This window comes from Microcoleus sp. FACHB-1515 (genome assembly GCF_014696105.1).
Taxonomy (GTDB): domain Bacteria; phylum Cyanobacteriota; class Cyanobacteriia; order Elainellales; family Elainellaceae; genus JAAUTJ01.
This window is the reverse complement of the sequence record NZ_JACJPO010000011.1, coordinates 119,430-145,481: the sequence shown is the minus strand read 5'-3', so window position 1 is coordinate 145,481 and position 26,052 is coordinate 119,430. Positions and strand designations below refer to the sequence as shown.

General features: G+C 50.7%; 26 protein-coding genes. 10 read left to right on the top strand and 16 right to left on the bottom strand.

The window, feature by feature from the left end:
- Positions 1 to 240: 240 nt before the first annotated feature.
- The 6 genes from bioA to H6F67_RS02530 all read right to left on the bottom strand — a co-directional run bounded on the left by bioA (position 241) and on the right by H6F67_RS02530 (position 6,660).
- Positions 241 to 1,518 (bottom strand): adenosylmethionine--8-amino-7-oxononanoate transaminase, encoded by a 1,278-nt coding sequence (gene bioA / locus H6F67_RS02555; RefSeq protein ID WP_190763020.1) that lies wholly within the window; start codon positions 1,516 to 1,518, stop codon positions 241 to 243.
- A gap of 4 nt (positions 1,519 to 1,522) precedes the next feature.
- Positions 1,523 to 2,143: a dethiobiotin synthase gene (gene bioD / locus H6F67_RS02550; protein ID WP_190763018.1), complete on the bottom strand. Its 621-nt coding sequence runs from the start codon at positions 2,141 to 2,143 to the stop codon at positions 1,523 to 1,525.
- Positions 2,140 to 3,573: a methyltransferase domain-containing protein gene (locus tag H6F67_RS02545; protein WP_190763016.1), complete on the bottom strand. Its 1,434-nt coding sequence runs from the start codon at positions 3,571 to 3,573 to the stop codon at positions 2,140 to 2,142. Before H6F67_RS02545 ends, bioD begins: the two co-directional genes overlap by 4 nt.
- Complete coding sequence (locus tag H6F67_RS02540; protein ID WP_190763014.1) at positions 3,570 to 4,727, bottom strand: 8-amino-7-oxononanoate synthase; 1,158 nt, start codon at positions 4,725 to 4,727, stop codon at positions 3,570 to 3,572. The genes H6F67_RS02545 and H6F67_RS02540 overlap by 4 nt, the downstream gene beginning before the upstream one ends.
- Before the next feature lie 162 nt (positions 4,728 to 4,889).
- Positions 4,890 to 5,561, bottom strand: a complete 672-nt coding sequence (locus H6F67_RS02535) for a response regulator transcription factor (RefSeq protein ID WP_190763012.1) — start codon at positions 5,559 to 5,561, stop codon at positions 4,890 to 4,892.
- A 1-nt stretch (position 5,562) separates the two neighbouring features.
- A complete protein-coding gene (locus H6F67_RS02530) occupies positions 5,563 to 6,660 on the bottom strand; it encodes a sensor histidine kinase KdpD (RefSeq protein WP_190763010.1) in 1,098 nt (365 codons plus the stop codon).
- A 250-nt stretch (positions 6,661 to 6,910) separates the two neighbouring features.
- Between H6F67_RS02530 and kdpA the strand changes: the two genes are divergently transcribed.
- The 5 genes from kdpA to H6F67_RS02505 are packed head-to-tail and all read left to right on the top strand — an operon-like array spanning position 6,911 to position 12,693.
- Positions 6,911 to 8,620 carry a potassium-transporting ATPase subunit KdpA gene (kdpA, locus tag H6F67_RS02525; protein WP_190763008.1) on the top strand — a complete coding sequence of 570 codons (1,710 nt, stop codon included), beginning with the start codon at positions 6,911 to 6,913 and terminating at the stop codon, positions 8,618 to 8,620.
- Positions 8,621 to 8,623: 3 nt separating this feature from the next.
- Positions 8,624 to 10,681 (top strand): potassium-transporting ATPase subunit KdpB, encoded by a 2,058-nt coding sequence (kdpB, locus tag H6F67_RS02520; RefSeq protein WP_190763006.1) that lies wholly within the window; start codon positions 8,624 to 8,626, stop codon positions 10,679 to 10,681.
- Positions 10,682 to 10,686: 5 nt separating this feature from the next.
- Complete coding sequence (locus tag H6F67_RS02515; protein WP_190763004.1) at positions 10,687 to 10,947, top strand: potassium-transporting ATPase subunit F; 261 nt, start codon at positions 10,687 to 10,689, stop codon at positions 10,945 to 10,947.
- 4 nt (positions 10,948 to 10,951) lie between these two features.
- On the top strand, positions 10,952 to 11,587 hold the full coding sequence (gene kdpC, locus H6F67_RS02510) for a K(+)-transporting ATPase subunit C (RefSeq protein ID WP_190763002.1): 636 nt from the start codon (positions 10,952 to 10,954) through the stop codon (positions 11,585 to 11,587).
- Positions 11,587 to 12,693, top strand: a complete 1,107-nt coding sequence (locus H6F67_RS02505) for a universal stress protein (RefSeq protein WP_190763000.1) — start codon at positions 11,587 to 11,589, stop codon at positions 12,691 to 12,693. The genes kdpC and H6F67_RS02505 overlap by 1 nt, the downstream gene beginning before the upstream one ends.
- A 202-nt stretch (positions 12,694 to 12,895) precedes the next feature.
- Here the strand turns inward: H6F67_RS02505 and H6F67_RS02500 are convergent, their stop codons facing one another.
- The 4 genes from H6F67_RS02500 to H6F67_RS02485 all read right to left on the bottom strand — a co-directional run bounded on the left by H6F67_RS02500 (position 12,896) and on the right by H6F67_RS02485 (position 15,636).
- Complete coding sequence (locus H6F67_RS02500; protein WP_190762998.1) at positions 12,896 to 13,828, bottom strand: hypothetical protein; 933 nt, start codon at positions 13,826 to 13,828, stop codon at positions 12,896 to 12,898.
- A gap of 282 nt (positions 13,829 to 14,110) precedes the next feature.
- Complete coding sequence (locus tag H6F67_RS02495; RefSeq protein WP_190762996.1) at positions 14,111 to 14,854, bottom strand: creatininase family protein; 744 nt, start codon at positions 14,852 to 14,854, stop codon at positions 14,111 to 14,113.
- Between the two features lie 253 nt (positions 14,855 to 15,107).
- Positions 15,108 to 15,239, bottom strand: a complete 132-nt coding sequence (locus tag H6F67_RS02490; protein WP_190762994.1) for a photosystem I reaction center subunit IX — start codon at positions 15,237 to 15,239, stop codon at positions 15,108 to 15,110.
- A 46-nt stretch (positions 15,240 to 15,285) separates the two neighbouring features.
- Entirely contained in the window at positions 15,286 to 15,636 is a 351-nt protein-coding gene (locus H6F67_RS02485; RefSeq protein ID WP_190762992.1) for a hypothetical protein, read from the bottom strand.
- Between the two features lie 181 nt (positions 15,637 to 15,817).
- Between H6F67_RS02485 and H6F67_RS02480 the strand changes: the two genes are divergently transcribed.
- Positions 15,818 to 16,744 (top strand): class I SAM-dependent methyltransferase, encoded by a 927-nt coding sequence (locus H6F67_RS02480; protein WP_190762990.1) that lies wholly within the window; start codon positions 15,818 to 15,820, stop codon positions 16,742 to 16,744.
- Here H6F67_RS02480 and H6F67_RS02475 read toward each other — a convergent pair.
- From H6F67_RS02475 to H6F67_RS02465, 3 genes are read right to left on the bottom strand one after another with little or no spacing between them, the layout of a single operon-like run.
- A complete protein-coding gene (locus H6F67_RS02475) occupies positions 16,732 to 18,183 on the bottom strand; it encodes an ATP-binding protein (RefSeq protein WP_190762988.1) in 1,452 nt (483 codons plus the stop codon). The two genes, H6F67_RS02480 and H6F67_RS02475, sit on opposite strands and share 13 nt — an antisense overlap.
- 9 nt (positions 18,184 to 18,192) lie before the next feature.
- Entirely contained in the window at positions 18,193 to 18,642 is a 450-nt protein-coding gene (locus H6F67_RS02470; protein ID WP_190762986.1) for a response regulator, read from the bottom strand.
- 10 nt (positions 18,643 to 18,652) lie between these two features.
- Positions 18,653 to 20,479, bottom strand: a complete 1,827-nt coding sequence (locus H6F67_RS02465) for a CHASE3 domain-containing protein (protein WP_190762984.1) — start codon at positions 20,477 to 20,479, stop codon at positions 18,653 to 18,655.
- A 503-nt stretch (positions 20,480 to 20,982) separates the two neighbouring features.
- On the opposite strand from H6F67_RS02465, the gene H6F67_RS02460 reads away from it, so the two are divergent.
- The 4 genes from H6F67_RS02460 to H6F67_RS02445 all read left to right on the top strand — a co-directional run bounded on the left by H6F67_RS02460 (position 20,983) and on the right by H6F67_RS02445 (position 23,519).
- Positions 20,983 to 21,477 carry a DUF3291 domain-containing protein gene (locus H6F67_RS02460; RefSeq protein ID WP_190762982.1) on the top strand — a complete coding sequence of 165 codons (495 nt, stop codon included), beginning with the start codon at positions 20,983 to 20,985 and terminating at the stop codon, positions 21,475 to 21,477.
- Complete coding sequence (locus tag H6F67_RS02455) at positions 21,461 to 22,084, top strand: LysE family translocator (RefSeq protein ID WP_190762980.1); 624 nt, start codon at positions 21,461 to 21,463, stop codon at positions 22,082 to 22,084. The genes H6F67_RS02460 and H6F67_RS02455 overlap by 17 nt, the downstream gene beginning before the upstream one ends.
- Positions 22,085 to 22,229: 145 nt before the next feature.
- Complete coding sequence (locus H6F67_RS02450) at positions 22,230 to 22,847, top strand: FMN-dependent NADH-azoreductase (protein WP_190762974.1); 618 nt, start codon at positions 22,230 to 22,232, stop codon at positions 22,845 to 22,847.
- 87 nt (positions 22,848 to 22,934) lie between these two features.
- Entirely contained in the window at positions 22,935 to 23,519 is a 585-nt protein-coding gene (locus tag H6F67_RS02445) for a hypothetical protein (RefSeq protein WP_190762972.1), read from the top strand.
- A 176-nt stretch (positions 23,520 to 23,695) separates the two neighbouring features.
- Here H6F67_RS02445 and H6F67_RS02440 read toward each other — a convergent pair whose 3' ends face one another.
- From H6F67_RS02440 to H6F67_RS02430, 3 genes are all read right to left on the bottom strand, one after another.
- Positions 23,696 to 24,955 (bottom strand): GTP cyclohydrolase II, encoded by a 1,260-nt coding sequence (locus tag H6F67_RS02440; protein ID WP_190762970.1) that lies wholly within the window; start codon positions 24,953 to 24,955, stop codon positions 23,696 to 23,698.
- 138 nt (positions 24,956 to 25,093) lie between these two features.
- The gene (locus H6F67_RS02435; protein WP_190762969.1) at positions 25,094 to 25,441 is read right to left on the bottom strand and encodes a phenylpyruvate tautomerase MIF-related protein; all 348 of its coding nucleotides are present in this window, start codon (positions 25,439 to 25,441) and stop codon (positions 25,094 to 25,096) included.
- Positions 25,442 to 25,524: 83 nt separating this feature from the next.
- Positions 25,525 to 26,004 carry a flavin reductase family protein gene (locus H6F67_RS02430; protein ID WP_190762967.1) on the bottom strand — a complete coding sequence of 160 codons (480 nt, stop codon included), beginning with the start codon at positions 26,002 to 26,004 and terminating at the stop codon, positions 25,525 to 25,527.
- Between the last annotated feature and the right edge of the window lie 48 nt (positions 26,005 to 26,052).

The following is a 26,052-nucleotide window of genomic DNA, read 5'->3' as shown; positions in this document are numbered from 1 at the left end:
ATGAACTACTGCCCGCAACATCCGAGACGTTGATCTACGTTGCCATGATTCGTTTGATGGTGAGGCGCTTGGCATAAAAGCTCACACTGTTCACCTTTTCAAACGTCCTCTAAGGGCATGACCGTGACTCAAGCAGGATTTAGGCAGCATCGATCGACATTGACTGAACTGTTGGTGAGTGGATTGTTGATAGGACATGGCAGTGCCACGTCTCCACAGATGATGCGCTGGATTTGGTTTTTAGCTCAAAGCAATTGCTGTCAAAATTGCTGAGATTCCTTCGTAAACAAACGCAAGTTCTTCATCCGTGATGCAGTAGGGCGGAAGCAAATACAGCACGTTGCCGAGTGGACGCAGCAGCAGCTTTCGATCGATCGCCTGCTTCCGCACTGCTAACCCGACCTGATTGAGATAGCCTTGCTGTTCCGATGTGACGATATCCATTGCGGCGATCGTGCCCATGACGCGCAGTCGTTCGAGTCGCGGATCAGCCTGCAACGCGCTTAAGTGCTGTCGGTGTTTGGCTTCCATGTCTTTGAAAGACGGATTGACCTTGAGCAGATTGAGGGAGGCGATCGCCGCCGCGCAGCCGAGCGGATTGGCCGTGTAGCTGTGGCCGTGATAAAGCGTTTTCAGTGGATCATTGCTATAGAAAGCAGCGTAAATTTCCTCAGTGCAAACTGTTACTGACATTGGCAAAAATCCGCCTGTGAGTCCTTTAGAAAGGCAGATTAAATCAGGGGCGATCGCGGCTTTTTTGCAGGCAAACCAATCACCTGTGCGTCCAAAACCCGTCATTACTTCATCGGCAATCAGCAGCGTTTTGTGGGTCTGCGTAATCTGACGAACCTGTTGCAAAAATTCAAGTCGGCACATTCGCATTCCGCTTGCGCCCTGCACCAAAGGTTCCACGATCATCGCCGCAAATTCAGCAGATTGCAGCTTTTGCTCGATCGCCGCGATCGCCGCTGCCTCTTTTTCTTCAACCGCTGCATCACCCCAATGCGTGGCGGGAAACGGCACAAATTCAACTTCAAACAGCAAATCTGAAAAGACTTGCGAGAACAGCGATCGCGCACTCGCCGACATAGTTCCGACCGTATCGCCGTGATAGCCGCCTTCAAACGCCAGAAATTTTTGACGCGATTGCCCTTGGTTTCGCCAATATTGATAGGCCATCTTCAAGGCAACTTCGACCGCTGTTGACCCATTGTCTGAGAAGAAAACGCGATTGAGCGGAGCGGGCAGAATTTCGATTAGCGCGTCGGCAAGCTGCTCGGCGGGGTCGTGCGTGAATCCCGCAAAAATCACCTGCTCTAGCTGTTTGGCCTGCTGATAGATCGCTTCCGCAATTTCCGGCTGGGCGTGACCGTGCAGCGTCACCCACCAGCTTGAAATGCAGTCAATCAGGCGTGTGCCGTCTTCCAGTTCCAGCCAAACGCCTTGCGCGGACTTGACTTTGAGCGGTTCGGGGGCAGTTTTGGCTTGGGTGTAAGGATGCCAGAGGTGAGGGTGCATGAGGTTAGGTGAGGTGGTGGAAGGCAGTTTTGAGAGTGGAGGGGTCGATCGCATCCAACCGATCGACTTCGCCCAAAATGGGAACTTGGCCGTAGTGGGCGATCGCAGCGCGGTTGCTGGGGTTGGGTTCGCCGTTGAGGATGACGCCCAAGATGGAAATTTGCGATCGACGCAGTTGCGCGATCGAAAGCAGTGTGTGGTTGATCGTGCCGAGACTGCTGCGGGCGACGAGGCAAACGGGCAGATTGAGCCAGCGAATTAAGTCGATCATCAGGTCGCGATCGTTGAGCGGAACCATGAGTCCTCCGGCTCCCTCAACGATTAAATGGGATTTATCGGTGGTGGGTAAGTGAAAGTCGGTGAGGGAAATGGTGGTGTGGTCGATCGCGGCGGCAGCATGAGGAGAAAGCGGCTGCGTCAGTCGAAAGCGTTCGGGAATGAAATGTGAATCGTCCAATTGAGTGACGCGCCGGACAAATTCCGTATCGGTAATTCCGTCCAATCCCGACTGAATTGGCTTCCAATAGGCCGCACCGAGTCCCAATGTCAGCAGGGCAGAAATGACAGTTTTGCCCACATTGGTATCGGTTCCCGTTACGAAAAACTGCTTTGGAAATTCACTCATCGCGATCGCTCAATTACGCCATAAACAATGTGATGCGAAACTTCAATTTCTCCAGTTTGAGCATCCCAAGCTTGAATTAAACGCTTCATTTGCGATCGCGTCAACTGCTTTCCGGTCGTGCTAAATCCAGCACCGATCGCTTTCATGCTTCTAAAAAAATCTGCCGCGCTTGCAAAGGATGTTGCGATCGTTTCTGTTCGATAAACGCCGCCAAACTGCGCTAATAGCTGCGAGTCCGGTAGTGGATTGACGGTAAACGGCAAATCCAGCTTTTGGCAGATCGATCGCCATTCAGGAAAACTTTCACAACTTGGATAAGAAACTAGCAATAAACCATTTGGCTCAAGTCGATCGATTAGGCGTTGAATGCTGTCAATGGATTGAAACCACTGCACCACAAATCCCGCCGCAATTAACGCATATTGCTCATTAGAATTTAGCGATTCACCGTCTAACTGTCGAAATTCGATCGAGGCTTTCAGTCGAGTTTTGTCTAAATTCTGCTGACAGAAATTTAGCATTTCTGAAGATAGATCGGTAATGAGGATGGATCGATCGCCAAATCGATCGACTAGTTTTTGCGTCAAAAATCCGGTTCCACAGCCGATTTCTAGAATCTTTCCGGCTGGAATCGATCGATCATCCAGCAGCGAAAACAAGCGATCGGCATAAAGCTTTTGTAAAGTCGCTTGCTGGTGATAGGTGACGGGCGATCGCCCAAACTCGATCGCAATTTTTGCTTTGATTGAGTTCGATCGCTGTAAATATTGCTGAGCTAATGACCAGCATTCTTGCTGATGTGTGAATGGTAAAGCATGACCTGAATTTTTGATTGAATGGTATTCACTGAACGACAATTCCTTATGAAGCTGTTGAAGCTGAGTAGGTGAAATGACGCGATCGTCTTCACCGACCAGAATCAAAATATTTGGTATTTTTTCAAGATGGATTGGATCGATCGTCGAAACACCAAGCTGCTGCAAATCTTCGAGCAGTAACGAGTAATTGAAATTGGAAGAAACAGATGTTTTATGAATGGCAGGATAACAAGATTTTGCGTAGAAGTTTTCCAAAACAGTTTCAGGCTGAGTTTGAAACTGTTCAATCATGCGATCGAGAATTTGTATCGATCGTTTCCTGAGGCGATCGGATTGCGGGTGAAACTGAAGAAAGCTGCTGAATAGAATTAAGCAGTTGGCTTGTTCAAGCTGGTCTTGCGGACAAAAATGCAGCCCAAAGGAATGAGCAAAGATGATTTTTGTTGCAGTAGACGAAGTGAATTTTGGAGCGCAAGGACGATCGAAATAGCCGCGATCGAATCGCTGAAATTTCCAAGTTGGCGGCAGCACATTCTCCCAATTCTGCCAGCAGAATTGGTCATAGCCCCAGCCGTGATACGCAATAATTTCGATATTCAGGCGATCGATCATTCAAGCTGAAATTTTTCAAGGCACTGAATCAAGTATTTTAGCTGGTCGTGCGTATGGCAGCTAGAAAGCGCGAGGCGGAGGCGCGAACTGTTGGCCGGAACGGTGGGCGGACGAATTGCAATCGCCAAAATTCCCTGCGACTCCAGCCAGTTGGAAAGCTGCAAGGCTTTCGATTCACTCGACAACAGCAGCGGCACAATTTGTGAACTTGATGCGCCCGGATTGAAGCCGATCGATCGCGCCATTTGTCGGAGCGTTTCGGCACTGTCGGCTAAATGCTGGCGGTCTGCGTCCAGCGTCGGAATCAGCGTTAGGGCGGCGGTGATCGAGCCAATCACAGCCGGAGGCAGCGCAGTCGTATAGATGAAGCCCGGACAGCAGTTAATTAAATAGTCGCGCAGCTTTTGCGAACAGGCGACGAACGCGCCGAATGCACCAAACGCCTTGCCAAACGTGCCGATCGCCACGTCCACCCCCGCTCGATGCGCGGCCAATCCCATGCCGTTCGTGCCCAAAACGCCGATCGCGTGGGCATCGTCGAGATACAAAATTGCGTCATACTGCTGAGCTAGCGCAATCAGCGCATCGACATCACTGCGATCGCCATCCATGCTGAAGACGGTTTCCGTGACGATTACGAGGCGCGAATGGTGGCCGATCGCTTTTTGAAGCTGAATTTCTAGCGCAGCAAGATCGTTATGAGGGTAGCGGATTAGGCGCGATCGCGTTGTGCCCTGCAAGAGGCTACTGTGAACCAGTCGATCGCACAAGACGAGCGATTGGCGATCGAGCAGGGCAGCGAGGACGGTGGAATTAGCCTGAAAGCCAGAACTGAACAGCAGCGTGGCTTCTTGCCCATAGGCAGTGGCGAGTTGCTGCTCTAGCTGCTCGTGAATTTCGTAAGTTCCAGCGACCAGTCGCGAAGCTGTTGCGCCCGCTCCGTACTGCTCCGCGTAGGTTTGAGTCGCTTCAATTAAGGCGGGATGTTTGGCAAGTCCAAGGTAGTCGTTCGCGCTAAAGTTCAGCAGCGTTTGTCCCTGCCGCGAGACGTGAACTGCATCGATCGGTACGATCGAACAAGGCGATCGAAATTGCTGTTGCTGCTGCCGTTCGGCCAAGGCGCGATCGACAAATTCCCACTTCTCAAAACCCATATTAAACAATGTGGCGATCGGCTTTTAATCATAGCGTTTCAGCGCTGAAAATGGTTAATGAAGCTACACAGTTTTCTATTCTTTTGCGATCGCTAAACTGCTAGTTCTAACTGAGAAATCAATAGTTGCATAGCAGCAATACAAGAAATTAGCTCGGTTTTGTCAAGATAGTCTACTGGGGTCTAGCAGATTGTTTTGAGTTGCAATTGTAATCGCCTGTCTGCGATCGCTCACACCCAATTTGTGCAAAATGGCATGGACGTGAACGCGCACTGTTCCTGGTGTGATGTACAGCGCTTCCGCAATTTCTTGATTGGTTTTATCAGCAGCAATCAACGTTAAAATTTCTTGTTCACGTCGGGTCAAACTGTCCGTTAATTTTGCTGCGATCGAATTTGTTTTTATTTGATTTTGAAACGCTGACTGAATTTCTGCGGTAGCAACTGCATCCCACCAAGATGCGCCTGCGATTACCGATCGAATTGCTAGAATTAGCGTTTCTGCGGCGACTCCTTTGAGGCAATAGCCTTGTGCGCCTGCTTCAATTAAACGAGTGATTAGCAATCGATCGTTGCGCGAAGTTAATACTAAAACGGGCAGATTGGCATGGGACTGTTTCAGTTGCCGACAGGTTTCGATGCCGCCTAATCCTGGTAACCCAATATCAAGAAGCACCAGATCAAACGATTGCTGTTTAGCCAAATCAATCGCCGTTTCTCCATCGGATGCTTCGGCCAGTTCAATTCCAGATTCTTGCTGCAATCGCACCTGCAAACCGAGGCGAAACAGTTCATCATCTTCAACCAAAAGAATTTGGAGGCGATCGATCGGCATATCAGCGGGCGGGCAATGAATGAATGATAGCAGGCAGACGAAATCCAAAAACGGCTCCATGTGGAGTGCGGTTCTCTGCCCAAATTGTACCGTTATGTGCCTCGATTATTTGCCTTGCTAAATACAGCCCCAGTCCTGATCCACTAGCTTGGCGATCGCTGTGCCCCTGATAAAATCGCTCAAACAGATGCGGCATTTCTTCCGGTCGAATTCCGGCTCCTGCATCGATCACTTTTACTAGTTGATAAGAAAATTGCGTTTCGAGTACAACTTCTACTTTTGCGCCGCGCGGCGAGTGATTGATTGCATTTACTAACAGATTAGCAAAGACCCGCTGTAGCTGAAACGCATCACCATTCACCCACAAGAACTTACGAAAATCTGATTCTCCGTAATGCAATGAAATGAAAATTTGACGGCTAGCTGCTAAATCTAACAGCGCAATCGATACTTCTTCTGCAAGTTTCGCAAGGTCAACAGTCGATCGATCAAGCTGCAATCCTTCCGCATCATTACGATACACGTCCAGCAGCGTTTCAACAAGCTGCAAGCTAGTTTGATGACTGCGAATCATTGTGTCTAAAACAACTTTTTGCTTGGGCTGAACACTGCCAAGCTGTCCGCTTTGAAAGGCTTTTAACGTTTCGATCGCACCTAACAAAGGCGTCTTTAGATCATGAGCCAAGGTTGAAGTAAAATCTTCTCGCAAGCTCGATAGTTTCTCTTGCGTTTGCAATTTTGCCTGCTGCTGAGCGAACGCTTGCTGAATCGATTGATTGCGATCGCTTAAAATCCCCGTTGCAACTAAAGCTAAGGTGGTGATGAAGCGATTGGCGATTGTAGCGGTATGAATTGCCCGATCGCCTGGAATCCAAATATTAATTAGCGTCAGGCAAACTGCGGCAAATGTTAATCCAAAGGTGGTGCGGCGGTGGCGCGGATTTGCAAATAAAATCGGACTGATGTAGAGATAGCCCATGACATATTCGGGCGGAGTTAACATTTCTAGCGTGAAGACGACGCCAAACAAGCCGATCGTTGCCCAGGCCAGGGGCGATCGAAAGTCAGAAAACGGCAATTTTGGTAAAGGGCGCGACATAGAGAACAGCAAACCGCAGTTGCTTCAGTGTAATGGAAACTTGTAGAGCTAAAGAATATAGATTTCTCTAAACGCGACCTAAACATAAGCTAAACGCGGAAATCCAACATTCCAGTTAACTCAAGCTAAACAGCATTAAACACAAATCTATACCTTCTCAAAGCTAAGAAATTGGTTCATGATCGTTGCTAGAAGCAGCCTCTACATGCAAACTTGCTTCTACATTCATACAGAGGTTAAACCTTTTCTCATGCTGCAAGGATGGCTTCAAATCGCATTCACGCTGTTGCTGATTGTGGCGATTACGCCGCTGTTTGGCAGGTATATTGCACGGATTTATCTCGGTCAAAAAACAATTCTTGACTCAGTTTTTAATTCGATCGATCGCCTTATTCTCAGCGCTAGCGGCGTTCACTCCAAGTCGCAAATGAACGGCTGGCAATATGCTCGCGCCGTGCTTTACAGCAACTTGATGATGGCAGTTTTGCTGTTTCTAATTTTGATGTTTCAAGCCGTTTTGCCGCTCAATCCGACTGGACTCGGAGCACCAACTTGGGATACTGCCCTGCACACGACGATCTCTTTCATCACTAACACCAATCAGCAGCATTATTCAGGCGAAACAACTTACAGCTATTTCGCACAAATGTTGGGATTGGGGTTTATGTTTTTCACGTCTGCTGCAACTGGAATTGCCGTTGCGATCGCGTTCATTCGCGGCTTGGCAGGCAGATCATTGGGCAATTTCTATGTCGATTTGACGTTAGCCATTACGCGAATTTTGCTGCCGATTAGCGTTGTTGGGGCGATCGCCTTGATGCTTGCGGGAACACCTGAAACGCTGGCTGCTCCGGTCGTCTTTCCAACTTTAGAAGATCCGAGTTTGAGTCAGGCGATCGCGCTAGGTCCCGTTGCTCATTTTGAAATTATTAAAGACCTTGGTGAAAACGGCGGCGGATTTTTTGCCATCAATTCCGCCCACCCCTTTGAAAATCCAAACGGGTTTACGAATCTGATTCAAATTCTGGCAATGATCTCCGTTCCAACTTCGCTGATCTACACCTATGGCGTGATTGCAAATAACCGGAAACAAGCCTGGTTAGTGTTTGGGATGGTGTTTGCAATCTACGTTTTGTTTATTGTGATTGCGGCGATCGGAGAATATCAGGGCAATCCAGCTATCAACGCTTTACTAGGCAGTCAGCAACCAAATTTAGAAGGCAAAGAAGTTCGATTTGGCTGGGCACAGTCGATTTTGTATGCCGTTACTACGACGGGAACAATGTGCGGTGCGGTCAATTCAATGCATGACTCACTGATGCCGAATGGTGGATTTGTGACGCTCTCGAATTTGTTTTTGCAGATTGTTTGGGGCGGGCAGGGAACCGGAACCGCTTATCTGTTTGCCTATTTGATTTTGGCCGTTTTTGTCACAGGTTTAATGGTCGGACGAACGCCGGAATTTTTAGGCCGCAAAATTGAAAAAAATGAAGTGATTTTAACCAGCTTTTTGATTATGCTGGTGCATCCAATTTTCATTTTGATTCCAGGCGCGATCGCCCTCGCTTTCCCCGATCAGCTATCTGGAATTACCAACCCTGGATTTCACGGTTTGTCGCAGGTGATCTACGAATATGCTTCGGCTGCGGCCAACAACGGATCGGGTTTTGAAGGATTAGCAGATAGTCAGCCTGCGCCAACCGGATTGTGGTGGAATCTCAGCACTTCTTTGAGTTTATTGGGCGGTCGATATATTCCGATCGTGGCGCTTTTATTGCTGGCCGATGGCATGTCTCGAAAGCAGCCTGTTCCCTTCACCGCAGGAACGCTTCGCACCGACACATTTCTATTTACTGGAGTGACAACAGGCGTGATTTTAATTATGGGTGCATTGACCTTTTTTCCGGTTCTGGCCTTGGGGCCGATCGCAGAAGCGTTTCAAATTGCCAGAGGAGCCTAAGCCATGACCAGCACAACTTCTCGCACATCGAAACGATCGTCCAAAGCGTCGATGTCCAGCTTATATCAGCGAGCGATTCGTGATGCATTTGTTAAGCTTGATCCGCGCATTGCGGTGAGAAATCCGGTGATGTTTTTGGTTTGGGTGGGAACAATTGTTACCTTGCTTGTAACGATTAATCCGAACTTGTTTGGAACCGTTCAAGCCGATGCCAATCAGCAGCGAATTTTGAACGGACTCATTACAATCATCTTGTTTTTAACAGTTCTGTTTGCGAATTTTGCCGAAGCCGTTGCGGAAGGACGCGGCAAAGCCCAAGCGGATTCTTTGCGATCGACTCGCTCGGATACGATTGCCCGCAAAGTGCTTCCTGATGGGACAATCGCGCAGGTGAGTTCGACTGAATTGCGGCGGGGCGATCAGGTGAAGGTGGCGATCGGTGAAATGATTCCGGCTGATGGCGAGGTGATTGCGGGTGTCGCTTCCGTCGATGAATCCGCGATTACCGGAGAGTCTGCCCCGGTTCTGAAGCAGCCGGGAACCGACATCGCCAGTTCGGTGACAGGTGGAACGCGAGTCGTCTCGGACGAACTGACGATTCGGATTACGCAAGACCCTGGACAGGGATTTATCGATCGCATGATCGCCCTCGTGGAAGGCGCAAAACGCAGCAAAACGCCGAACGAAATCGCCCTCACCGTGCTGCTGGCCGTGCTGACGCAGGTGTTTTTGATTGTTGTTGCTACGATGTCACCGCTGGCAAACTATGTGCAATCTCCGACCACGATCGCCATTTTGGTGTCGCTTTTGGTCGCTTTGATTCCCACCACGATCGGCGGTTTGCTCAGCGCGATTGGAATTGCCGGAATGGATCGCGTTGCTCAGTTTAATGTGGTTGCCACATCGGGTCGAGCGGTGGAAGCCTGCGGTGATGTGAATACCCTCGTGTTAGATAAAACCGGAACAATCACGTTAGGAAATCGCTTGGCAGACGAATTTATTCCAGTCAACAATCGATCGCTTGAAGAGGTCGCTCAGGTTGCCCTTGCTGCCAGCGTATTTGACGAAACACCCGAAGGAAAATCGATCGTTCAGCTAGCAGAAAAGCTGGGTGCAAAAGTGAATTTCGATCGCCATCAGGCAGAAGGCATCGAGTTTTCTGCCCGGACAAGAATGAGCGGAACTGACTTGCCTGGAATCGAAATTCGTAAAGGTGCAGTTGATGCAATTCGCGGCTTTGTGCGATCGCGAGGCGGGAAAGTTCCACCGGAATTTGAAGCAGCTTTTGAGCGTGTTTCAAAGCTGGGCGGCACTCCCCTAGGGCTATGTCAAGACGGCGATTTGTACGGCGTCATCTACCTCAAAGACATTGTCAAACCCGGATTGCGCGAACGATTTGATCAGCTTCGACGCATGGGCGTTCGGACGATCATGCTGACGGGAGATAACGAAATTACGGCTTCTGTAATCGCGCAGGAAGCCGGAGTCGATGACTTCATTGCGGAAGCGACGCCCGAAGACAAAATCGATGTGATTCGCCGTGAACAAGCGGACGGCAGACTGGTCGCTATGACCGGAGACGGCACAAACGACGCGCCTGCTCTTGCTCAGGCAAACGTCGGCGTGGCGATGAATTCCGGCACTCAGGCGGCCAAAGAAGCAGCGAATATGGTGGACTTGGATTCCGATCCAACGAAGCTGATTGATCTGGTGGCGATCGGTAAACAGCTACTCATTACTCGCGGCGCATTGACCACTTTTTCGATCGCCAACGACATCGCCAAATATTTCGCCATCATCCCAACAATTTTTGCTGCTGCCGGAATTGGAGCGCTGAACGTGATGGGCTTAAAAAGTCCGCAGTCCGCGATTCTTTCGGCCTTAATCTACAACGCTTTGATCATTCCTGCCTTGATTCCGCTGGCGTTAAGCGGGGTGAAATTTCGTCCGCTGACTGCCGATCAACTGCTGCGTCGCAACATTTTGATTTACGGTTTGGGCGGCGTGATTGCTCCGTTTATTGCCATCAAACTGATTGACATTTTGCTTCCGATTGCCTAACCACTATGAAACGAATTTCTACTCGATCGATCGATTCACTTCCCGATAATTTCGCTACCCTTTGGCAAGCTTGGCGGCGTCACAAATATCCCAGCTATTTGTTTTTGGCGCTCTGCATTAACTTGATTTTTGCCTCTGGAGTTTTCGCTTCCACAGGTGAAACAATGGCGCGATCGCAAGCCTACGCCCTTGGTTTACTTGCTTTTTGCACGGTGATTCTTTCCGTCTATTTGTTTGTTGTAATGTTTCAACCGGAGCGCTTCTAACCCTATGAATCCGATACGTGAATTGACAAAAGCGATTCGAGCGACTGCTGTGCTTTGGCTGCTGGTTGCTGTGATTTATCCGTTTGCAATGCTGGCGATCGGTCAACTCATTTTTCCCTATCAAGCCAACGGCAGCTTAATGAGAAATGCCGAAAATCAAGTCGTTGGTTCAGCTTTAATTGGTCAGCCATTTACGAGCGATCGCTACTTCAATAGTCGCCCCAGCACAACGAATTACAGTACAGCAAATCCGCAAGATGATAGCGCTGGAATCCTCAAAACGGGTGTGTCGGGTGCGAGCAATTTAGCACCGAGTAATCCGGCCTTGCTCGATCGCATTCGCGGCAAATCTGATCCTGATCCGAACTTGGCGATCGCGGGAGAATTGCCCAGATTGCAAGAAGCCGGAATTCAGCCCACTGCTGATTTGGTTTACACTTCTGGCTCCAGCCTTGACCCGCACATCACGCCCGCAGCAGCGATCGCACAGGTTCAGCGGATCGCTCGATCGCGACAGCTTCAGCCCAATCAAATTGAAGCATTGATTGCTGAAAATACCGACGATCGCTTCCTCGGAATTTTTGGCGAACCGGGCGTAAATGTGTTGAAATTGAATTTAGCTTTAGACGCTTTACGCTAATGCGATACCGTCGTGGAAAACACAAAATCTTCATCGGCATGAGTCCGGGTGTGGGCAAAACCTACCGCATGTTGGAGGAAGCGCATCGTCTGCGCGAAGAAGGCGTGGATGTGGTGATTGGACTACTTGAAACGCACAATCGTGCAGATACGGCTGAGAAAGCGATCGGGCTTGAACTGCTGCCGCGCCAGCAGATTCAGTGGCAAAACGTGACGCTAACTGAAATGGATGTAGCGGCGATTTTGAAGCGCCATCCTCAGCTTGTTTTGGTTGATGAATTGGCGCATACCAACGTTCCCGGTTCTGAGCGTGAAAAGCGCTATCAGGATGTGGAAATCATTCTAGAAGCGGGAATTGATGTTTACTCGACGGTGAATATTCAGCATCTAGAAAGCCTGAATGATACGGTTGCGAAACTAACGGGAATTGTCGTGCGCGAACGCATTCCCGATCGCGTCCTCGAAGATGCAGATGAAGTAGTTGTTGTGGACGTGACGCCCGAAACGCTGCAAGAGCGATTGCGCGACGGCAAGATTTATGCGCCGGAGAAAATTGATCAGTCGCTCAACAATTTCTTTCAGCGTCGTCATCTTTTGGCACTGCGAGAATTAGCATTGCGAGAAGTTGCAGACAACATCGAAGAAGACGCTCAGCAGCCGATCGAATCTTTCACGTCTCAAACATTTTGCAATATCCACGAGCGCGTTTTAGTGTGCGTTTCCACTTATCCGAGTACGCTGCAACTGTTGCGTCGCGGAGCCAGAATTGCCGGATACATGCACGCGCATTTGTATGTTTTGTTTGTGGATGATCCCGATCGCTTCCTCACGAAAGAAGAAAGTTTGCACCTCGAAACCTGTGAACGACTCTGCCAAGAATTTGAAGGCGAATTTATTCGCGTCCGCGATTACAACGTGGCAAAAGCGATCGCGGAAACGGCTCAGAAATATCGAATCACGCAAATTGTTATGGGCGAAAGTCAAAAGTCGCGCTGGCAAATGCTAATGAAAGGCTCGCTGACGCAAAAAATTCTACGGCTGATTAAAAACGTCGATATTCACATTATTTCTACGACAAAAGAAGCAGAAAGCAAAGTTAGTTTTTAGCGATCGCAATGATTAGCTTACTAGCAAGATATCCGGTTGCGACTACGCAATTAGGCTTCGATCGATCGAGCTAGAACAAGAAACAGGTTCGATCGGTCTAACGGCTGAAATGAGCGGTGGCAGATAAACTCGAACTCAGTATTAACAACTTTCACCCGTCCGCTGGCGTGACGTGCTAGCGCTCTTGGTGGGTTGCAAGTAATTAGCCATGAATCAATGATTCATAGTTTTCCCAAGTTTTATCTCTAAGTTTCTGTGCGAGATCTGCTGTATCTGTAGCCTTTAGCTTTCCAATATCAAAATATTGCTTACTACCGAACATTCCTCCTGAACTTGCTTTAACAAAATTGGTAGGATGCATATCATCCAATACAAATATCCTTACTGGATACCAAGACTCTCCAATTTTCTGGCGACGTTCTATCGCAGTCTGGATCAACTCTTTCTCTGGTCGGTTAACATTACTCCAAACCAAGCTCGCTTCATCTTCAGATTCCAGATCTACAACTGCTTCAATTTGTAATATCTGTTCAACACACTTATTACGGTATGTCCCAAAATACAAACTGCGACGATGGTTATATGCTCCAGTTTGCGCTGGACAGGTGTAGATTTTGTGCTTCAATACACCATCAAAACTTTCTTTGCAGTTTACGACATCCAAGCGATACTTCCAAGACGGCAACAAATTATTCTCATCAAGATATTCACCCAAATCTGAAACTGCATCAATTAAATTCTTGGGCAAATAAGGTAACTGAATTGCTTGAAGAAATTGTTCAAAACTAACAGATACAAAAACAACACCTTCTTCTTTAGCCTTAGTTGCAACAGATTGCAAAACCGGGTGGTTTGCTGGGTCTTGCTCAAAGTTGCCTAAAGCTATGAGTATTCTCTCTCCTTGCTTCGCTTTCAATGTGTTTAGATGAGCTAAAAGCTGTTTCTCCCCGAAATCACTGCCAAGCTTTGTCTCAATGAAAACCGAGAACGAATCTTGAAAAATCTCACCATCTGGCACACAGTCTTTCGCACGGCGCTGTTGAATGAACTTTACACCTACAGTTCCTGAAAAATTCTCACCGAACAATAAACCTAGTGCTTCCGAGAGAAATTTAGGATTCTCTTCATACAGCATCTTAAGAATTAAAAGGCAGTGGTTTGTTGTTTGATTTTCTTTCTGTGAGTAGGTTGGAAATAGACGTATATTTCGACTCATAATTTCGGTGTTGTTGAGTTAACCAGAATGTTAGTTCTACTTTCAAGCTCTTAGTCAAATCTTTAGACTTCTACACAATCGCCAGTCAGGGGAGCTAACAATTATTATGCAGAACGTTTCCGCAGAATATGCTGCTGCGGGTTGATTAGGCTGAAATCTTCTGTTTATTTCCAGCTTCGATCGCGACTAGCGGCGATCCCCTTACGAATTGGCAAATTCTAGATAGCTGTTGCTGAGTTCTTTGACTGCTGCTTCATAGAATTGGCGACCGTGTTCCGGAGTGGCGAGGGCAGGATTTGAACCCATACGGCCATCAGGATAGGAGCGGCGAAAATCGATCGCGCCATAGATTGGATGACCGGAAGCGACTTCTGCCGACAGGGGGGCTTGCTTGATGGCGTTTGGGTAAACAAATTGCGTCAGGGCAACTTCGCTGGGCGTGGCGTGGGAACCTTCCTGATTGCCGTAAAGTTCTTTGGCAAGCTGATAGACCGAGCCGCACATGAACCAGTTGGCGAGGCAACACTGGACGCGATCGCTGTTGGGCAAATTTAGATCCGTCAGCACTTCATAGGTTTCGGAAAAAGCGGCTTTCAAAGTTGCCATGTTGCCGCCATGTCCGTTGATGAAAAAGAATTTGGTGAATCCAGCGCGGGTGAGGCTAACGAGATAGTCGCGGATGACGAGAATGAGCGTGCTGGGACGAAGGCTGATGCTGCCAGGAAAAGCCGTGTGATGTAGCGCCATGCCGACGTTGATGGTGGGCGCGACGATCGCCCCCGTCACTTCACCGACGCCTTTGGCGATCGCTTCCGCGCAAATTGCATCCGTGCCGATTAGTCCAGTGGGACCGTGCTGTTCGGTTGAGCCGATCGGCAAAATGAGGGCTTGCGATCGCGTCAAATAATCTTCAACTTCCGGCCAGGTGGAAAGGTGGAGAAGCATGATTTTTCAAAAGCAAACTTTATTTTTTCGTTGTAAAAATCGTGGTGAACATCATCAAAAATGCGCCGATGCCAATTGCGATCGCCAATCCACCAATCACCAAATTGATTGTATTTTCATTCATCAATTCTGGAGACATTTTTCTTCTCTCAAAAGTTTTCCAAAAATGAACAAAGGGCGATCGAACACCGCCCTTTAAGGTTCGTTTATTAAATCGAAACCGGAGATGCTGAGCTACTCCGGTTTTCAGGAATTAGGCAGGGAAGAACAAGCGATCGGGCACAAAGTACACGAAGTAGCTCAGCAGAACGGCGATCGTTACGAGCGTAATCGTCGCCAAAACCGGAGCGGTCGAAAGGTAGGTGACAAAATATTTCAACTGCATGATTTCTCCAATGTTGTCTTCAAAGTGAAATGAAGCCAGATGACGGCTAGCAAGATCTTACCGGGGATGCGACCCTTTGCGAAAGCTGCGATCGACGATAGAGTGCCCAGCCGATCGCTAGCGCGTTGCTGATCAAGCAGGTGCTTCCCAAACCGAGCAGCACAAACGTGGGCAGCATGATCACACCAATCCACAGCCAGGTCATGACGTGCAGCACCATCGCGATCGCATACAGCGCGGCAACCGCAGCCATCAGGTAAAGCTGTTTCAGGGGGCGCTGCTGCCAAGCCATCCACAAAGTTTGCGAGGTTGCCAGCAGATTTGCGGGAACCAAGAAGGCACAAATGGCGATGCAGTGCGTCCGCGAAAAGTCAGCGAGGTACGATAAATCGAGCATTCGAGGCCACAAGCGGTATTTTGACTTAGAATAGCGGCTTGCTGGCGATCGATCGACATTTAGTAAAGTATCTTTGCGATCGGCTGGAGCGATCGCTGCAAGAGCGCTTGATCTTCCTTCTGAGTAATGTCAATGTTGAGAATGCCAGCTCCATCATTTTTTAGAAATCACGATAGACACAATGACTGCAACTCCTCCTGCACCTCGCCTTGCCTCGCAACTGGTCAATGGTGTTTTGGCAATTAAACCGATCGCCCAGCTTGCCAAACATCAAGCGCGATCGATGATGATCAAGCGGGCAGAATCGATCGGCGTGTATTGGCGAGATGAGGTGAAAAATTTGCGGGCACGCGATCAGGCAACCGAATTTGATCCAGCTTGGGAAACGGAACTGGCGCAGGTGCGATCGCCGCTTGAGTATCCCGACTACTATTTGAAGCCGTTCCACGCTTACGACGAAGGCAATCTCAGTTGGGAATCGGCAATGGAAGTGGAAGTGGCCGCGCAAGCTGTTCACGCTCGCATCTGGCCGGAAGCAGGCGCGGCAGGAGATGCGAAACTGCGATCGAGCTATCACAAGGTTCTCAAGGCGCAAATTCCGCAGCCGCAAGATGTTCTCGACCTGGGCTGTAGCGTCGGCATGAGTTCGTTTGCGATGCAGGCGGTTTATCCGCAGGCGAAGATTACCGGATTGGATTTATCGCCGTATTTTTTGACGATCGCTCGATATCGCGATCCGGATCGATCGATCAACTGGCTTCACGCTGCTGCCGAGTCAACGGGCTTACCGGATCGATCGTTTGATCTGGTTTCAGCTTTCCTGCTGTTTCACGAACTGCCGAGGGAAGTAGCGATCGCGATTTTCCAAGAAGCGCGGCGAGTTCTGCGTCCGGGCGGACATTTCGCGCTGATGGACATGAATCCAAAATCTGAGATTCATGCAAAGATGCCGCCATACATTTTGACCTTGCTCAAGAGTACCGAGCCGTATTTGGACGACTATTTCACGTTTGACATTGAGGCAGCGATCGAATCGGCAGGCTTCACGCGCCCGACTTTGACCTGCAACAGTCCGCGCCACCGCACGATCGTCGCTCAGGTGCGCTGAAGCCGAATTGAGAAGCGGCTGCCCTGACCGAGGTTCGATCGCACTTCGACCGAGCCGCCCATCCGCTCGATGCCTTTGCGGACGATCGCCAATCCAATCCCGTTGCCCGGATAGGTTTCTTCGCCGTGCAGCCGCTCCAACACGCCAAAAATCTGCTCTTGGTTGGCGGGATCAATGCCGATGCCGTTGTCTTGCAAGGAAAGCTTGACGGACTGCGGCTCAACTTCGGCTTGAATTTGCACCTGCGGCTGAACGCCCGGAGCGACGAATTTCGTGGCGTTGTCGAGCAGATTCACCAGCACTTGCAGCAGCGTTGTCGGGTGGGCCATTGCGGTTGGCAGGGGCATCACCATCACCACTTGAGCGTTGCGGGCTTGAATTTCCGCATCAAGCTGAGCGATCGCGTCGGAGACGATCGCCCGCAAATCCACAGGCTCTAGCGGCAAATTGGCGCGGCTGAGGCGGCTGTAGGCCAGCAAATCTTCAATCAGGGCGTTCATGCGATCGGTTGCGCCGATGATCCGCCGCAGATAATCGATGCTCGTCAGGTTGAGCTGATCCCCGTGATCTTGCAAAATCAGGTTCGCAAAACCCTGAATTGCTCGCAGCGGGGCGCGGAGGTCGTGGGAGACGGACGAGGCAAAGGCTTCGAGTTCGGCGTTGACTTCTTCGAGTTGCACGGTGCGATCGCGCACTCGTTCTTCCAGCGTTTCATTCAGGCGGCGCAGTTCGGCCTCCGATCGTTTGCGATCGGTGATGTCCTCCACCAGTCCGTCGATCACCAGTTCTTCGTCACTCGTGTTGAGATATTGCGTCAGCAAAACCCACTGGCCGCGCGTCAAGCCGATTTCGATTTGCTGCGGTCGCTGCTGCGTCGGCAGGTCGGTATTCCAGAAGAGATCGCGCAAATTGAGATTCGTCTCATCGGGACTGAGACCGAGCAGGCGCGTGAAAGCGTTGTTGCTCTCCAGCACTTGTCCGGTCAAGGTGGCGCGAAAAACGCCGACGTTAAGCTGATTGAGCAGCGATTGCAGTCGATATTCCAGTCGGGCAACGCGGCGTTGCGCGTCCAGATTATTGAGTGCAACGCGGACGGCAGCAGAAAGGCGGACATAGTGGCGCGGCGACTTGATGATGTAGTCATCCAATCCGGCTTTCATGGCGGCAACGGCAATCTCTTCGTTTCCCGTGTTGGTAAACATGATGACGGGACAGGCGGGAAAGCGCGACTTGATTTCGCGCAGAATGTTCAGTCCGTTGCTCCAGCGGAGGCGATGATCGGTGATGACAAGATCGAAGCGATCGCCCACTAGGGCTTGAGCGAGCGCATCGGCATCGACGATCGGCGTGACCTGTAACTCGGTGAATTCTCGCTCTAGCTCGCGGATAATCAGCAAGCGGTCATTCGGATCGTCATCCACAAGCAAAATGTGCAGCATTCGGGTGTGTTATGCCTCCGGCTGAATTTCAGGGTATTCATTGAGCAGCAGCCAGAACAGATTCAGAGTTCTGATCATTTCCAGCAGCGCCGCGAATCCGATCGGCTTGGTCAGGTACGCATTTGCACCGAGATCATAAGCCTGATTAATGTCTATCAATTCTTTAGAAGAAGTTAAAACCACTATAGGTAGACGTTTAATCTGCGGCTGCTGCCTCACCCAGGATAGAACTTCGTGACCCGATCGACGCGGCAGCTTCAAATCAAGCAGGGCAAGAATCGGAAAGGGATAGCGATCGCGATTGCGATATTCTGCTTCACCATTGAGATAGGAAACAGCCGAGTCTCCGTCCTGCACAATTTGCAAAGAAACGTTCAACCCTGCCATCCGAAATGCTCGCTGTGTCAGCCGAATGTCATTCGGGTCGTCTTCCACAAGCAGGACAGTTGGTAAATTCATTTAGTTGGTTTCAAGACTCCTTTAATTCAATCCAAAAACGACTGCCCGCATCGAGTTTCGATTCGACTCCAACTGAGCCGCCCATACGTTCAGTTCCCTTTCGCACGATCGCCAAACCAACGCCAGTGCCGGGATATGCCTCAACACCGTGCAGTCGCTCGAATACGCGAAAGATTCGACTATAATACTTATCCTCAATTCCAATGCCGTTGTCGATTACCCACAGACGGACTCGATCGCCTTGTTTTTCGGCTGAAATTTCAACTTTTGGCCTAACTCCTTCGGCCACAAATTTCACCGCATTTGAAATTAGATTGCTCACGACTTGTATCAAAGTCGATCGATGTCCAGTTACACTGGGAAGATTGAACTGAATGATCATTTGTGCTTGTGAGCGAATCAAATCGTTCTCAAGCTGCTGAATTGCTTCGGCGACAACGCCATTGAGATCGATCGCCCTCAGCGGCAGTTCGGCACGACTTAGGCGGCTGTAGGCAAGCAGATCTTGAATAAGCGTTTCCAGCCGTTGGGCGGAAGCAATGATGAACTGCGCGTATTCACGGCCTTCGCTGTCGAGGCGATCGCCATAATCTTCCAGCAACGCCTCCGCGAATCCCTGCATTCCCCGCAGTGGAGCACGAAGATCGTGAGCAACCGAGTAGGAAAACGCTTCCATCTCCTCGTTTGCTTCTTGTAGCTGAGCGGTGCGTTCTTGGACGCGCTGTTCCAAACTGGCGTTAAGCTGCTGCACTTCTTCTTGGGCTTTACGCAACGGGGTGATGTCGTAGAAGGCAACGACGCCCGCAACAATTTCGCCGCGATCGCGAATCGGTGTGGCACTCGCACGAATGACGCGAAACGATCCGTCTTCTTGCTGATAGAGAATTTCCTGATCGAGAATCGTTTCACCCGTCAGCAACGCCCGCGCCAGCGGATATTCTTCCGGCTCAAGCAATCGCCCGTCGAGGTGAAACGCTTTGTCACTGCGCTTGCTGATATCGCTGCCGAAAAAGTCGTGTCCTAGAATCAGTTCAACTTGCTGATTGCCCAAGATGATCCGTCCCGATCGCGCTTCGGCAATCATCGTGCCCACAGGCAAATTTTGCACAACTGCCTCAAGCTGTCTGCGCTGCGCTTCAATTTCGCTGATGAGCTGCTGCTGCCGATCGTCCTCTTGGCTGCGGAGATGACGATCGCGACGAAACAAGGCATACACCAAACCCAGTAGAAGCAGATTGAGCGCGAGGGCAATCGTGACGGCATCGATCGCTTGCTGAAAGCTGGCGGCGGAATCTTGCTGCGCCTGAGCGAGCCGATCGGTTTCTTGCCTTTGCATTGCGGCGATCTGCTGGCGAGTGCTGTCCATCAAGGCTTTGCCCTGCCCCGATCGCACCATTTCCTCAGCAGCAGTTTCGCCGGACTTTCGCCGCGCCTCGATCGCTGATCGAAGCACCGCAAGTCGCGCTTCGATCGTTGTTTCCACCTGCGCCAACCGCGCTTGCTGCTGCGAATCATGAGCCGTGAGCGAATCGCTTGGCGAAACTAAAGTACGCAATTCGCCAAGCTGTGCGTCAATTTGAGCGATCGCCGTTTGATACGGTTCGAGGTATTGCGCTTCTCCCGTGATGATGTAGCCGCGCTGTCCAGTTTCGGCATCTTTGAGCGTGGAAAGCACAGCATCCAAGCTCGATCGCACCTGATAGGAATGCTGGATTGCTTGCTCGTTGGCTTGCAGGCGATGAATGTGATAGTAGAACGTAGCCGCAGTTGAGATCAGCAGCAGCAACGCTGTGATCAGTCCGAAATGAATGTAGCGAGCGGGCGATCGACGAGTCACAGCGGAATTTTGCAACCTGGGGTAATCGCGATGCGGCCAGTTTGAGGAGAAATGAGAAGTGCAGACTCAGTCAGAAGTGGATTGAATTGGCCTGAGAGAACAAAAGCAAATTCAAGCGATCGCGATCTCAAACAAGCATCTTTGAGCAGCTTTCTCTTTCCAAGCGGGTCTGCTGAAATTGGCAGGTAAATGGAGTATTGCAGCTAAATTTCAGCGAATCAAAGTTTGAGTGACCCTTCCTTCAATAGTACGAAAGTATTTTGATGGTTGTGAAATCGCAATGGCTGGGCGGGCGTCGAGTCAAAAGCAGATTGGCCTCGCTGCTAACTTATCGCGATGTGTGCAATTAGTTAAGTTTTTTAATCTTTATTCAAGATTCTTTACGACAAAAGTGACGATCGCTACCGAATAAAAAATCTGATGTGGTTTTGTGCGAATAACTACGTCTTAGGAGGGATGATTCGTGTCAGGGTTTTCTCCAAGTGCTATTGGAGATCATCGCAATGACCGATCGCTACTATCTGGCTCAAATCAATATCGCCACGCTTCGCGCTCCACTTCACGATCCGTCGATGGCCGATTTTGTTGAACAGATTCGCGAGGTGAATGCAGTTGCCGATCGAGATCCAGGGTTTGTTTGGCGCTTGCGGGCAGAAGGAGCCGAAGATGCCACCAATATTCGCGCCTTTGAAGATGAAAATATTTTGCTGACGCTGACCGTTTGGAAGTCGATCGAAGCGTTGACCGACTACGTGTATCGCGGTGTTCACGGCGCAATTATGCGCGATCGCCGCCGCTGGTTTGTCAAGACCGAGGGTGCAATTTTGGCGCTCTGGTGGATTCCGATTGGTCAGATGCCGACGGTCGAGGAAGGCAAAGCCCGCTTGGAACACTTGCGGCAGCACGGCTCCACTCAGTATGCTTTTAGCTTCGGTAAGCCATTTCCGGCTCCGGATGCGATCGAGTTCAACACTGCTGCTTATGCTTTGGCTGAATGAATGGCTGACCATCTTCACCGTGTCGTTCTTGGTGATTAGCGGTCCTGGTCCCAATTTTGTGATGACCGTCCGCAACAGTTTGGGACATTCGCGCCGTGCGGGTGTCCTGACGGCGCTGGGTTTGGCGATCGGCGATCTCCTGCATGTCGCCTTCTGGCTGATCGGCTTAGGGGTTTTGATTTCGCGATCGATCCTGCTGTTCAACACGCTCAAATGGCTGGGCGCAGCCTACTTGATCTACATCGGCATTCAGGCGTTGCGGGCGCGTCCGCAGTCGGCTGAGGCAGTCGCGATCGATCGTTTTCCGATCAGCGATCTCAAAGCGATTCGCATGGGCTTTCTGACGAGCGCCCTCAATCCCAAAGTGACGCTGTTTTTCCTGGCGCTATTTACGCAGATGATTCGTCCAGAAACGCCTGTTCCCGTTCAGGTGATTTACGGATTGACGGTGGCGAGCGTAGAGTTTGGCTGGTTTGCGATCGTGGCGATCGTCCTGTCGCAATCTGCGATTCGACGGCGGTTTCTCGCAGTGGCGCACTGGGTTGAGCGGCTGATGGGGGCGGTGCTGATTGCGCTGGGGTTGAGGCTAGCCGTGCAGGAACGGTAGGCGCAGTTCTTCACTCGATCGAAAGAGTCAGACAGCGACGTTACTTACTTTCAAGTACCTACTTGTTTTTCCAAACGAGTTCCTTCTAGGATTTCAAGCAGCGTCTTAAAGTTTTTTAACAACTTTCGCTGTCCAAGGAGAATCCATGACTCACATTTTGCACATCGACTCTAGCCCGCGCGGAGATCGATCGATTTCGCGCAGTCTCACTAAAACCTTTGTTGACCAGTGGCAAGCGGCTCATCCTGACGACACCGTGACCTACCGCGATCTAGGCCATCAGCCTGTTCCCCATGTCGATGAGCCTTGGATTGCTGCTTCGTTTTCGCCGCCTGACCAGCTTTCGCCCGATCTCAAAGCCGCCTTGCAAGTTTCCGACGAACTAATTGATGAACTGTTCGCCGCCGATCTGCTGGTCTTTGGCGTACCGATGTATAACCTCACGGTTCCCTCAACGCTCAAAGCCTACATTGACCAGATTGTTCGCGTCGGGCGCACTTTTGCGGTCAACGAAAACGGCTATCAAGGCTTGGTACACGGAAAGCGAATGCTCGTATTTGGCGCTCGCGGCAATGAGTTTCCCCCGGATTCGCCGATGGCTGCATACGACTTCCACACGCCGTATATTCGATCGATCTTTGGCTTCATCGGCATCACAGACATTCAGTTCGTCAACGCAGACGGCGTCAACACGAGCGAGGAAACGCGCCAGAAATATTTGCAGCAGGCGCATGAGGCGATCGAACAGCTTGTTGCTGCCTAGCCAGCCGCCAGAATGAGGGTAGGAAAGTTTTTCTACCCTCATCTTTTTTCTGCGTGCTAGCGTCGAAGCAGTGACTTTCAAGCTGCCATGACTGACCCGAAGCCTTCTACCAAAGTTGTCACGCTGCATTTGCCGATCGAGATTGTTGCCTCGATCGCCCGCCTCAGCCGCGAACTCGAACAGCCTCAATCTGAAATTTTGGTTTATGCTTTGCGGCGCGGTCTCGAATTTTTGTCGCTGCAATCAGAACCCTCTTCTGATTGGGCACAGCTTGCCGATCGCCTCACTGCCCTCGAAGCGCTGCCTGCTCAAGTTGCAGAACTTCAGGCCGAAGTCGATCGCCTACTTCAAACGTCTGCTCAAGCGTCCGCAGCCTCAGCCGTCAATGGTGGCGTCCCAAACCCGGATCGACCTGCGCCTGCCGCACCCGTCGAAGTCGATCGCTGTCCGCGCTGCGACCACAAGCTGAATGCACCGCTGAAAAGTTCGGGGCGACAGGTGTGCATCAAGTGCGGATGGACAAATAAGCCGCGAACCGCTGCCAGTGCCGATCCTGCGCCTGATGAGATTCAACGATTGCTCAATCAGGCGGCGGCAGATGCGATCGCCAACATGAAGCCGAAAAAAAGCGCATCCGTTGAACCGAAAAAATTTCCGTTTGGGCTGCGCTAAAGCCAAATTTTTAGAACAAATGTACTAAATTCATGGTATGCTGAACAGCAAGTCATGCTTCATCGATCGCAGTCTTCCCCGCGAAGGCTGCGTTTTTTTGCGTCAGCACAGCATCGATCGCTTTGTGAGGAGTGAAGATCCTCACTCCACTCCTCACCCATCGACTCACCGACTGCCTACTCCATCAAGCTGCGTCCCTGCGTTTGCGCCAGCATTGCCGCATCAGGAACGACGCCATCGGTGTAATAGCCTGCGGCTTTTTTCGCTTCGATTTCGACACGGGCATCAGCGGGAATCAGTTCGTCGGGGATCGGAACGCGATCGATGATTTCGATGCCGGAGTTGACGATCGCGCCATATTTCATATCGCTCATGGAAATGAAGCGATCGATCCGCGTGATTCCCAGCCAGTGCATCACATCGGGCATCAATTCTTGGAAGCGCATATCCTGCACTCCGGCGACGCATTCAGTCCGGGCAAAGTAGGCATCGGCGCGATCGCCGCCTTCCTGCCGTTTGCGGGCGTTGTAGACCAAGAATTTTGTGACTTCGCCCAAGGCGCGGCCTTCTTTGCGGAAGTAGATGATGATGCCTGCGCCGCCTTCCTGCGCCGTTTCCACACAGGCTTCGATGCCGTGAACTAGATACGGACGACAGGTGCAAATGTCTGAGCCGAATACGTCTGAGCCGTTGCATTCGTCATGCACGCGCACGGCCAGCGGCTTTGTGGAATCGGTGATGGCCGACAAGTCGCCGACCATGTAAACCGTGATGCCGCCGATCGGCGGTAGAAACACATGCAGATCCGGACGGGTGACAAGTTCGGGAAACATCCCTCCGGTTTGTTCAAACAGCGTGTAGCGCAGTTCGCCTTCGTCTACGCCGAGCCGTTTGGCGATTCCAGGTAGATACCAAACGGGTTCGATCGCCGCCTTGGTAACGACCAAATCGCCGCCCGCCTTCATAATCACGCCGTCTTCGCGCAGGCGACCTTTGGCGATCGCATCTTGCAGCTCCGGCATGTTGATGTGGGCTTTGGTGACGGCGATCGTGGGGCGAATGTCGTAGCCGCGCTCAAAAAACGAGTTGAACGCTTCGCCAACCAGTGCCCCAAACGGATCGAGTGAAACAATTTTGTCGGGATCAGACCAGCTTGGATGTGGGCCGATCGCTTCGGCAGGCGAAGTATTGGTCAAGTCGGCGCGATGTCCGGCTTCGAGTACGCCGCTGGCAACCGCCAAAGCGCGATAGACGGCGTAAGAACCGGAATGTGTGCCGATGACGTTGCGATGTTCGGAGTTGGTGAGTGTAGCGATGATTGGGCCGCGATCGATCGGATTGGCGGCTCCCCAATTGATGGCGATGGGTTTGCGACCAAACCGAGATGGATGTGAAGTGAGAACAATGTGACGCGGCTTAGCGGGCTGGTAGGTCATAGCGGCTCCCTGAAGAAATCGAGCGATCGCTGGAAACCAGTATTCTATCAGGGCTACCCGTCTCAGTCAGCCATATCGAAAGAATGATTCAATCGTCCAGATCGCTGAGATGCAGGCAGCCAATCTGCTGATATCTCGCTAGAACGTCGAGCCGTTCCAGCCCCACATGCTGCCTTTTGCATCGTTAAATTCGATGTAGGTGCGATCGATCGGGACGCCCAGCGTTGAAGCGATCGTGTCGCAAAATTCTCGGCTCATCGCTTGGGTTTGCGTTGGAGTCATTGTGCCCACGCTTTTCACTTCGATGTAGCAGGTCGGGTCAAACGTGCCACCAAACGTCATTGACCTATTTGGCTCAAATGCCGTCATCACGTAGGCTTCGGGCTTCCCTGTGTGTTTGGCTAAACTCGCGGACAATCGTTTCAGCAGCGTGGCGATCGCCGTTTGATCCGGTTCGATCGAGGTTTGAACTTTAATCAGTGGCATCAGTGCAGAATCAATTGAATCAAAAGCCGCAAGGTCAGACAACTGGGCGATCGGCTGCTTGACCTTGCATGAGTGAGATGGCGTTAGCCGCCGTACTGCCAGCCTGTTTTTTCCAGCAACAGCGGATCGCCTTCCTTGTGAACGCCCGCTGCAATCACTTCGCCGACAAAAACAGTGTGATCGCCTTGTTCAACCGAACCGACGACGCGACACTCAACATAGCCCAGCGATTCCGAAATAATTGGGCATCCGGTTTCACCCAGATAGAATTCCACGTCTTCAAACTTGTTGCCGACGCGACGCTGAGGCTTGAAGAAATTTTGGGCGATCGCTTTTTGATCTGCTGCCAACACGCTCAGCGCAAACACCTGACTTGATTGAATCATTGCGTGCGATCCAGAGTCGCGCTTGACGCAGTTCACAACAAGGGGCGGCGTAAACGATGCCTGCATTACCCAGCTTGCCGTGAAGCCGTTGACTTCTTCGCCATCTTTGACGCCGCAGACATACAGTCCGTGCGGAATTTTCCGCAACATTGTTTTTTTCGCTTGTTCGTCTAGCAAAGTATCACCTGCAATTTATGAAGCGCGAACGATTCAATCAGTTTAAGA

Bases quoted from the DNA above. Each gene is read 5' to 3' on its own strand.
- H6F67_RS02540 (WP_190763014.1), bottom strand. From the start codon at position 4,727: ATGGGTTTTGAGAAGTGGGAATTTGTCGATCGCGCCTTGGCCGAACGG.
- H6F67_RS02475 (WP_190762988.1), bottom strand. From the start codon at position 18,183: ATGCTGCACATTTTGCTTGTGGATGACGATCCGAATGACCGCTTGCTG.
- bioD (WP_190763018.1), bottom strand. From the start codon at position 2,143: ATGAGTGAATTTCCAAAGCAGTTTTTCGTAACGGGAACCGATACCAAT.
- H6F67_RS02485 (WP_190762992.1), bottom strand. From the start codon at position 15,636: ATGCTCGATTTATCGTACCTCGCTGACTTTTCGCGGACGCACTGCATC.
- H6F67_RS02460 (WP_190762982.1), top strand. From the start codon at position 20,983: ATGACCGATCGCTACTATCTGGCTCAAATCAATATCGCCACGCTTCGC.
- H6F67_RS02535 (WP_190763012.1), bottom strand. From the start codon at position 5,561: ATGCCGATCGATCGCCTCCAAATTCTTTTGGTTGAAGATGATGAACTG.
- H6F67_RS02500 (WP_190762998.1), bottom strand. From the start codon at position 13,828: ATGCTGTATGAAGAGAATCCTAAATTTCTCTCGGAAGCACTAGGTTTA.
- H6F67_RS02480 (WP_190762990.1), top strand. From the start codon at position 15,818: ATGACTGCAACTCCTCCTGCACCTCGCCTTGCCTCGCAACTGGTCAAT.
- kdpB (WP_190763006.1), top strand. From the start codon at position 8,624: ATGACCAGCACAACTTCTCGCACATCGAAACGATCGTCCAAAGCGTCG.
- H6F67_RS02530 (WP_190763010.1), bottom strand. From the start codon at position 6,660: ATGTCGCGCCCTTTACCAAAATTGCCGTTTTCTGACTTTCGATCGCCC.
- H6F67_RS02470 (WP_190762986.1), bottom strand. From the start codon at position 18,642: ATGAATTTACCAACTGTCCTGCTTGTGGAAGACGACCCGAATGACATT.
- bioA (WP_190763020.1), bottom strand. From the start codon at position 1,518: ATGCACCCTCACCTCTGGCATCCTTACACCCAAGCCAAAACTGCCCCC.
- kdpA (WP_190763008.1), top strand. From the start codon at position 6,911: ATGCTGCAAGGATGGCTTCAAATCGCATTCACGCTGTTGCTGATTGTG.
- H6F67_RS02445 (WP_190762972.1), top strand. From the start codon at position 22,935: ATGACTGACCCGAAGCCTTCTACCAAAGTTGTCACGCTGCATTTGCCG.
- H6F67_RS02490 (WP_190762994.1), bottom strand. From the start codon at position 15,239: ATGCAGTTGAAATATTTTGTCACCTACCTTTCGACCGCTCCGGTTTTG.
- H6F67_RS02455 (WP_190762980.1), top strand. From the start codon at position 21,461: ATGCTTTGGCTGAATGAATGGCTGACCATCTTCACCGTGTCGTTCTTG.
- H6F67_RS02545 (WP_190763016.1), bottom strand. From the start codon at position 3,573: ATGATCGATCGCCTGAATATCGAAATTATTGCGTATCACGGCTGGGGC.
- H6F67_RS02440 (WP_190762970.1), bottom strand. From the start codon at position 24,955: ATGACCTACCAGCCCGCTAAGCCGCGTCACATTGTTCTCACTTCACAT.
- H6F67_RS02435 (WP_190762969.1), bottom strand. From the start codon at position 25,441: ATGCCACTGATTAAAGTTCAAACCTCGATCGAACCGGATCAAACGGCG.
- H6F67_RS02495 (WP_190762996.1), bottom strand. From the start codon at position 14,854: ATGCTTCTCCACCTTTCCACCTGGCCGGAAGTTGAAGATTATTTGACG.
- H6F67_RS02515 (WP_190763004.1), top strand. From the start codon at position 10,687: ATGAAACGAATTTCTACTCGATCGATCGATTCACTTCCCGATAATTTC.
- H6F67_RS02505 (WP_190763000.1), top strand. From the start codon at position 11,587: ATGCGATACCGTCGTGGAAAACACAAAATCTTCATCGGCATGAGTCCG.
- kdpC (WP_190763002.1), top strand. From the start codon at position 10,952: ATGAATCCGATACGTGAATTGACAAAAGCGATTCGAGCGACTGCTGTG.
- H6F67_RS02450 (WP_190762974.1), top strand. From the start codon at position 22,230: ATGACTCACATTTTGCACATCGACTCTAGCCCGCGCGGAGATCGATCG.